We start from the raw sequence: 7,266 nt of genomic DNA on the forward strand, positions 1-7,266 counted from the left end.
GTGTAGGCGAGGTCGCGCACTGGTCCGAATTGGGGATACCGGGCGGTAACGGATCACTTCCCGGCGACGGCCGTGACCGTCTCGCCGTTTTCGCTGGTCAGCGTCAGGCTGTGGTGTTCCAGACGGTAGGCCACCGTGCCGTCGAAGAGGCGCAGGAGGCGCTTTTCGGTCGCCATGAGTGAGGCTTCGCACATCATGCGGGTGGTGGAGGCGGGGCCGAGCGTGATGCTGCCGTCGCGGACGGTGGCCTCGGCGGTCACCTTGTTGCAGGTGAGCCGGCCGCCGACCTGGCCGGTGGCCTTGTCGAAGGTGAGGTGCGCCTTGCCCTCGGCGCCCTTGGGGAGGGACTCCGCGGTGCCGTCGGGGCCGCCCTTGCCGAGGGAGGTGACCGTCCACTTCGTGCCGTACAGCGGGGCTGACTGCTCCTCCGTCAGGCGGACGGTGTCGCCGGCGTCCGTGGTGAGGGTCAGACGACCGCCGCCGACCTCGGTCTTCAGGGACCCGTCGGCGAGGGTGCGGGCGAGGTTCTCCTCGAAGGTCATGGGCTTCTCCTCGCAGGCCATCTCGGTCGTCGTGGCGTCGGCGAACCGGACACGGTCGCCGTCGAAGGAGGCCTGCGCGCTGAAGTGGTTGCAGCCGTAGTTGCCCTGGGCCTTGCCGCTGTCGTCGATCGTGACGTGCGCGTCGGCGGGGGCGTCGTGCTCCTTGCCGTCGACGGTGACGCTGTCGACGCTCCAGTGGACGCCCGTGACGGGCTTCGAGGCGTCGGCCGTCGTGCTTCCCGCCTGCTCACTGCCACAGGCGACGGCGAGCGGGAGGAGGGCGAGGGCCGCGGTGAGGGTGATGTGCTGCTTCTGCCTGGACATGCCGATTCGACGGGGCGGGTGGGGTGATCGGTTCCCCTCTCAGGCCATCAGAGGGAGGAGTTTCCCCAGATCGGCCCGTTCCCCGCTGGCGCTCACCTTGGCCTCGGCGACGGCGTTCGGCCAGGTGAGGCGTCCGGTCGCGAGCCGGATCCAGGTCAGCGGGGCCGTCTCGACGACGTTGGGCGGGGTGCCACGCGTGTGCCGCGGCCCCTCGACACACTGCACCACGGCGTACGGCGGGATCCGCACCTCGGTCGAACCGCCGGGGGCCTTCGCGGCGAGCGCGTCGGTGAGGAGCCGGGTGGCCGCGGCGAGGGCCTGCCGGTCGTAGGGGATCTCGAGGCCCGGCACGGCGGCGTTCAGGTCGTCGGTGTGGACGACCAGCTCGACGGTGCGGGTGACGACGTAGTCGGCCAGCGGGAGCGCGCCGGCGCTGGTGGGAAGCAGACGGGTGCCCGGGTGCGCGTCGAGGTCGGCGGTGAAACGCCGCTCGACGTCGGCGAGGTGGGCGTCCAGGTCGGGATGCCGCTCGGCGAGGCTCCGGGCGGTGCGGGCGATGGCCGGTGCGTCGGCGGCGATGGCGGACGGCCAGTCGAGCAACTGCGCGTCCTGCCGCACGGGCTCGGCTTCGCCGAGCAGCCGGCTCACGGCCGCGAGCGCCATCCCGATGTGCGCGACGAGGTCCCGCACGGCCCAGTCCCCCAGCCGCGTGGGCAACCCGAGCTGTTCGTCCGTGAGCCCCCGGACGGCCCCGCGGACGGCTCCGAACTGAGCAAGCACGGCGGCGCGGGTCCTGACGGGGTCGTAGTTGCGGGCGCGTTTCCTGGCCGGTGACATGAGCGTGAGCCTACGGCCGGGCGCACCGGGACGGGCGCACCGGGACGGGCGCCGGGACCACGAAGGCCCCGCCCGACACCGGGCAGGGCCTTCGCCGTGGGACGACCGGCTACGCGAGCAGGGCCGGGATCGTGGCCTCGTGGGACTCGCGGAGCTCCTCCAGGGTGAGGGTGAACTCGCCCTGGAGGTCGATCGTGGTGCCGTCGACGACTCCGACGCGGGTGGCCGGGAGGGCGCGGGCGCCGCACATGTCGGTGAAGCGGAGTTCCTCGGAGCGGGGGACGGCGACGATCGCGCGGCCCGCGGACTCGGAGAACAGGAACGTGAAGGCGTCCAGGCCGTCGGGGACCACCAGGCGGGCGCCCTTGCCGCCGAGCAGTGCGGACTCGACGACCGCCTGGATCAGGCCGCCGTCCGACAAGTCGTGCGCGGCGTCGATCATGCCGTCGCGGGAGGCGGAGATCAGGATCTCGGCCAGCAGACGCTCGCGCTCCAGATCGACCTCGGGCGGCAGACCGCCGAGGTGGTCGTGGACGACCTGGGACCAGGCCGAGCCGCCGAACTCCTCACGGGTGTCGCCGAGGAGGTAGAGCAGGTGCCCCTCCTCCTGGAAGCCGACCGGGGTGCGGCGGGCCACGTCGTCGATCACGCCGAGGACGGCGACGACCGGCGTCGGGTGGATCGCCGCCTCGCCCGTCTGGTTGTAGAGGGAGACGTTGCCGCCGGTCACGGGCGTGCCCAGCTGCTGGCAGGCGTCCGCCAGACCCCGAACCGCCTCCGCGAACTGCCACATCACCGCCGGGTCCTCGGGGGAGCCGAAGTTCAGGCAGTCGGAGACGGCGAGCGGCTTCGCGCCGGTCGTGGCCACGTTCCGGTAGGCCTCCGCGAGGGCCAGCTGCGCGCCCTTGTACGGGTCGAGCTTGGCGTAGCGGCCGTTGCCGTCCGTCGCGATGGCGACGCCGAGGCCGGTCTCCTCGTCGATCCGGATCATGCCGGAGTCCTCGGGCTGGGCGAGCACCGTGTTGCCCTGGACGAAGTGGTCGTACTGGGACGTGATCCACTTCTTCGACGCCTGGTTGGGGGACGCCACCAGCTGGAGGACCTGGTCCTTCAGGTCCTCGCTCGAAGCCGGCCGCGGCAGCTTGTTCGCGTCGTCCGCCTGGAGCGCGTCCTGCCAGGACGGGCGGGCGTACGGACGCTCGTACACCGGGCCGTCGTGGGCGACGGTCCGCGGGTCGACGTCGACGATCTTCTCGCCGTGCCAGTAGATCTCCAGGCGGTCGCCGTCGGTCACCTCACCGATGACCGTGGCGATGACGTCCCACTTCTCGCAGATCTCCAGGAAGCGGTCGACCTTGGCCGGCTCGACGACCGCGCACATCCGCTCCTGCGACTCGCTCATCAGGATCTCCTCGGGGGAGAGCGTCGAGTCGCGCAGGGGTACGTCGTCGAGGACGACCGTCATGCCGCCGGATCCGTTGGACGCCAGCTCGGACGTCGCGCAGGACAGGCCCGCCGCGCCGAGGTCCTGGATGCCGACGACCAGCTTCTCGGCGAACGCCTCCAGGGTGCACTCGATGAGGAGCTTCTCCTGGAACGGGTCGCCCACCTGGACGGCGGGGCGCTTGGAGGGCTTCGCGTCGTCGAAGGTCTCCGAGGCCAGGATCGACGCGCCACCGATGCCGTCGCCGCCGGTCCGGGCGCCGTACAGGATGACCTTGTTGCCCGCGCCGGACGCCTTCGCGAGGTGGATGTCCTCGTGCCGCATCACGCCGATGGCTCCGGCGTTGACCAGCGGGTTGCCCTGGTAGCAGGAGTCGAAGACGACCTCGCCGCCGATGTTGGGCAGGCCCAGGCAGTTGCCGTAGCCGCCGATGCCGGCGACGACGCCGGGCAGGACGCGCTTGGTGTCGGGGTGGTCGGCCGCGCCGAAGCGCAGTGGGTCGACCACCGCGACCGGGCGGGCGCCCATCGCGATGATGTCGCGGACGATGCCGCCGACACCGGTGGCCGCGCCCTGGTAGGGCTCGACGTACGACGGGTGGTTGTGCGACTCGACCTTGAAGGTGACCGCGTAGCCCAGGCCGACGTCCACGACACCGGCGTTCTCGCCGATGCCGACCAGCAGCGCGTCGCTCTGCGGCGCCTTCTCGCCGAACTGGCGGAGGTGGACCTTGGAGGACTTGTAGCTGCAGTGCTCGGACCACATCACCGAGTACATGGCGAGTTCCGCGCCGGTCGGGCGGCGACCGAGGATCTCCACCACCCGCTCGTACTCGTCCTTCTTCAGGCCGAGTTCGGCCCAGGGCAGCTCGACGTCGGGGGTCGCGGTCGCGTGCTCGACCGTGTCCAGAGGCGTCCTGCTCATGCGTTGACCAGCTTCTTGAGGATCGAGGTGAAGAAGGGCAGACCGTCGGTGCGGCCGGTGCCGATGAGGGACTCGACGGCGTGCTCCGGGTGCGGCATGAGGCCTACGACGTTCCCGGCCGCGTTGCTGACGCCGGCGATGTCGCGCTGCGAACCGTTGGGGTTGACGTCCAGGTAGCGGAAGGCGACCCGGCCCTCGGCCTCCAGCTCGTCGAGCGTGCGCTCGTCGGCGACGTACTGCCCGTCGATGTTCTTCAGCGGGATGTGGATCTCCTGGCCCGCGCTGTAGTCACTGGTCCAGGCGGTCCGGTCGTTCTCCACCCGCAGCTTCTGGTCGCGGCAGATGAAGTGCAGGTGGTTGTTGCGCAGCATCGTGCCGGGCAGCAGATGGGCCTCGGTCAGGATCTGGAAGCCGTTGCAGATGCCGAGGACCGGCAGTCCGGACTTCGCCTGCTCGATGAGGGGCTCCATCACTGGCGAGAAGCGGGCGATGGCGCCGGCGCGCAGATAGTCGCCGTAGGAGAATCCTCCGCACAGCACCACGGCGTCGACCTGCTTGAGGTCCTTGTCCTTGTGCCAGAGGGCGACGGGTTCGGCGCCGGCGATACGGATCGCGCGCTGGGTGTCCCGGTCGTCGAGGCTGCCCGGAAAAGTGACGACGCCAATACGAGCGGTCACTTGGCGGCCTCCGCGACTTCCTCCACCTTGACGGTGAAGTCCTCGATCACGGTGTTGGCGAGGAAGGATTCCGCGAGCTCGTGGATGCGGGCGAGCGCGGCCTCGTCGACCGGTCCGTCCACTTCCAGTTCGAATCGCTTTCCCTGACGTACGTCGGAGATCCCGTCGAAACCGAGGCGCGGCAGTGCGCGCTGCACCGCCTGGCCCTGGGGGTCGAGGATCTCCGGCTTGAGCATGACGTCGACTACGACGCGTGCCACTGGCACTCCCGGTGTGTGGTGCTGAGCAGGTCCCTTCAGACTACCCGCACAAAATTTCTACGCGGGTAGAGTTGTAGGAAGCTACGGATCGATGGTCACGGTCATGCATCGACAGCGCGCGTTCACGAAAAGTTCCGGGAAAGATGCGAGATCCACCCGCGAGAGCTATTGCGTCGGGACACGCGGAGAGATTTAGTCGGGCTTCACAATGCTTTGCCGGGCACTGTACAAATGAATTGGCAAAAGCCGACACTCGGCATGTCGTCGCAGCTGAGCTGGATAGACGTGCCGTACGAAGGGACCGATATTCGTGGCGCAGAAGGTCGTGGTCACGCTCTTTGACGACATCGACGGCTCGGAAGCGGCGGAAACGATCGCCTTCGGACTCGACGGCAAGTCGTACGAGATCGACCTGAATGAAGCCAATGCCAAGAAACTGCGTAAGGCGCTCGCGCCCTACGTGGACGCCGGCCGCAAGCGGTCGAGGTCGGGCAAGGCCTACCGGCAGACAGAGGTCGCCCCCGATCCGGCGGCCGTACGGGCCTGGGCGCAGGCCAACAAGATGGACGTACCCGCGCGGGGCCGTATCCCCAAGAAGGTCTACGAGGCGTTCACCGCGGCGCAGTGAATCCGGCCGCCCGAACCGACTCCGTGGGCCGGGCTCCGACGGGCGTTCAGCCGCCCCTCGGAGCAACCGACTTGCACAGCACCCCAGGTGATCAGCTAGAGTCTGGAGCACGCCGACGGGCGGGGCGGAAAAACCCCAGCTCACGGAGTACATGCGGGTGTAGTTCAGTAGTAGAACATCCCCCTTCCAGGGGGAAGGCGCAGTGTGCGATTCCTGTCACCCGCTCTGCACAGCCGTCCGGACCACTCTTGTGGATCAGGTAGGCTGGTGCTCGCACCGATCGGTGAAAGCTGGTCGGCGGCAATGCGGACGTAGCTCAGTTGGTAGAGCGCAACCTTGCCAAGGTTGAGGTCGCGAGTTCGAGCCTCGTCGTCCGCTCTCTTTCCGAAGGCCCCGGTCAATGACCGGGGCCTTCGGCGTATGTGCGTGAGCCCGTGCCCTGCCCAGGGACCGGCCGTCTGACATTTGTCATGACCAGTGATGACACCGCGCACTGCTTCCGGGCATTCCGCGCCGGGATGCTGAAGCCATGAACACGAACGAGCACGAGCACGTGATTGAGGTCACGGATCTGAGCCGTGTCTACGGGGGCGGGTTCGAGGCGGTACGCGGGATCACGTTCCACGTGAAACATGCCGAGGTCTTCGCGCTGCTGGGCACCAACGGGGCGGGCAAGACGTCGACCGTCGAACTGCTGGAAGGCCTCGCGGCACCGTCCGGGGGCCGGGTCCGGGTGCTGGGGCACGACCCCTACGCCGAGCGCGCCGCCGTACGGCCGCGGACCGGAGTGATGTTGCAGGAGGGCGGCTTCCCCTCCGAGCTGACCGTCGCGGAGACCGTCCGGATGTGGGCCGGCTGTACGAGCGGGGCGCGGCCCGTGGGCGAGGCGCTGGAGCTGGTCGGGCTCGGTCGGCGGCCCGACGTCCGCGTGAAGCAACTGTCCGGGGGTGAACGGCGGCGGCTCGACCTGGCGCTGGCCCTGCTCGGCGAACCCGAGGTGCTGTTCCTGGACGAGCCGACGACCGGACTGGACGCCGAAGGGCGGCGGGACACCTGGGAGTTGGTTCGGGAGCTGCGGGACGCCGGGACGACGGTGCTGCTGACCACGCACTACCTGGAAGAGGCCGAGGGCCTCGCCGACCGGCTGGCGATCCTGCACCAGGGGCAGATCGCGGAAACCGGGACCCCGGCCGAGGTGACGGCGACCCAGCCGGCCCGGATCTCCTTCGAGCTGCCCGAGTCCTATTTCCTCGGAGACCTGCCGGCCCTCGGCGAGCTGGGGGTCGTCGGGCACGAGACGGACGGGCGGTCGGTGCGGCTGCGCACGCACCAGGTGCAGCGGACGGCCACCGAGCTGCTGGTGTGGGCCCGGGGCGCCGGAGTCGAGCTTCGCGGGCTTGATGTGCGATCGGCCTCACTGGAGGAGGCGTTTCTGCGGATCGCCGGGCAGGCTTCGGCCGCCGCGGCGGAGAAGGAAGGAGTGGCTGCCTAATGCTGAAGTCAAGCCACGAGACGCAGTTGGGGCCGGTTCTCGAAGGGACGGCGGTCGCGGAGGATGGCGTAGAGGACGTTCACGCGGCGTCGCGCCAGGGCGATGAGGGCCTGGTGGTGCCGCTTTCCCTCGTTCCGC

Annotated in this window: 7 protein-coding genes, 2 tRNA genes and 1 pseudogene; 4 read left to right on the top strand and 6 right to left on the bottom strand. The window is 69.5% G+C overall.

What is annotated here, in order from left to right:
* Positions 1 to 53: 53 nt before the first annotated feature.
* From ACFV6X_RS32575 to purS, 5 genes are all read right to left on the bottom strand, one after another.
* Positions 54 to 866 (bottom strand): META domain-containing protein, encoded by an 813-nt coding sequence (locus ACFV6X_RS32575; protein WP_385389749.1) that lies wholly within the window; start codon positions 864 to 866, stop codon positions 54 to 56.
* 39 nt (positions 867 to 905) lie between these two features.
* Positions 906 to 1,703, bottom strand: a complete 798-nt coding sequence (locus ACFV6X_RS32580) for a sterol carrier family protein (RefSeq protein ID WP_385389750.1) — start codon at positions 1,701 to 1,703, stop codon at positions 906 to 908.
* A 109-nt stretch (positions 1,704 to 1,812) separates the two neighbouring features.
* Positions 1,813 to 4,071: a phosphoribosylformylglycinamidine synthase subunit PurL gene (gene purL, locus ACFV6X_RS32585; RefSeq protein ID WP_385389751.1), complete on the bottom strand. Its 2,259-nt coding sequence runs from the start codon at positions 4,069 to 4,071 to the stop codon at positions 1,813 to 1,815.
* Positions 4,068 to 4,748, bottom strand: coding sequence for a phosphoribosylformylglycinamidine synthase subunit PurQ (purQ, locus tag ACFV6X_RS32590; protein WP_385389752.1), 681 nt, complete (start codon positions 4,746 to 4,748; stop codon positions 4,068 to 4,070). Before purQ ends, purL begins: the two co-directional genes overlap by 4 nt.
* Positions 4,745 to 5,008 (bottom strand): phosphoribosylformylglycinamidine synthase subunit PurS, encoded by a 264-nt coding sequence (gene purS / locus ACFV6X_RS32595; protein ID WP_053763366.1) that lies wholly within the window; start codon positions 5,006 to 5,008, stop codon positions 4,745 to 4,747. Before purS ends, purQ begins: the two co-directional genes overlap by 4 nt.
* 310 nt (positions 5,009 to 5,318) lie before the next feature.
* Between purS and ACFV6X_RS32600 the strand changes: the two genes are divergently transcribed.
* From ACFV6X_RS32600 to ACFV6X_RS32615, 4 genes are all read left to right on the top strand, one after another.
* Positions 5,319 to 5,636 carry an Lsr2 family protein gene (locus ACFV6X_RS32600; protein WP_365454801.1) on the top strand — a complete coding sequence of 106 codons (318 nt, stop codon included), beginning with the start codon at positions 5,319 to 5,321 and terminating at the stop codon, positions 5,634 to 5,636.
* Positions 5,637 to 5,789: 153 nt separating this feature from the next.
* Positions 5,790 to 5,861, top strand: a tRNA-Gly gene (locus ACFV6X_RS32605).
* Positions 5,862 to 5,941: 80 nt separating this feature from the next.
* Positions 5,942 to 6,014, top strand: a tRNA-Gly gene (locus ACFV6X_RS32610).
* Between the two features lie 151 nt (positions 6,015 to 6,165).
* Complete coding sequence (locus ACFV6X_RS32615) at positions 6,166 to 7,128, top strand: ABC transporter ATP-binding protein (RefSeq protein ID WP_385389753.1); 963 nt, start codon at positions 6,166 to 6,168, stop codon at positions 7,126 to 7,128.
* A gap of 8 nt (positions 7,129 to 7,136) precedes the next feature.
* Here ACFV6X_RS32615 and ACFV6X_RS32620 read toward each other — a convergent pair.
* Positions 7,137 to 7,266, bottom strand: a pseudogene (locus ACFV6X_RS32620) (IS110 family transposase); the annotation flags it as partial.

The sequence above is a fragment of the Streptomyces sp. NPDC059861 genome (assembly GCF_042731435.1).
GTDB lineage: Bacteria > Actinomycetota > Actinomycetes > Streptomycetales > Streptomycetaceae > Streptomyces.

Excerpts from the sequence above, each read along its gene's own strand:
- ACFV6X_RS32575 (WP_385389749.1), bottom strand. The coding sequence starts at position 866 with ATGTCCAGGCAGAAGCAGCACATCACCCTCACCGCGGCCCTCGCCCTC.
- ACFV6X_RS32580 (WP_385389750.1), bottom strand. The coding sequence starts at position 1,703 with ATGTCACCGGCCAGGAAACGCGCCCGCAACTACGACCCCGTCAGGACC.
- purL (WP_385389751.1), bottom strand. The coding sequence starts at position 4,071 with ATGAGCAGGACGCCTCTGGACACGGTCGAGCACGCGACCGCGACCCCC.
- ACFV6X_RS32615 (WP_385389753.1), top strand. The coding sequence starts at position 6,166 with ATGAACACGAACGAGCACGAGCACGTGATTGAGGTCACGGATCTGAGC.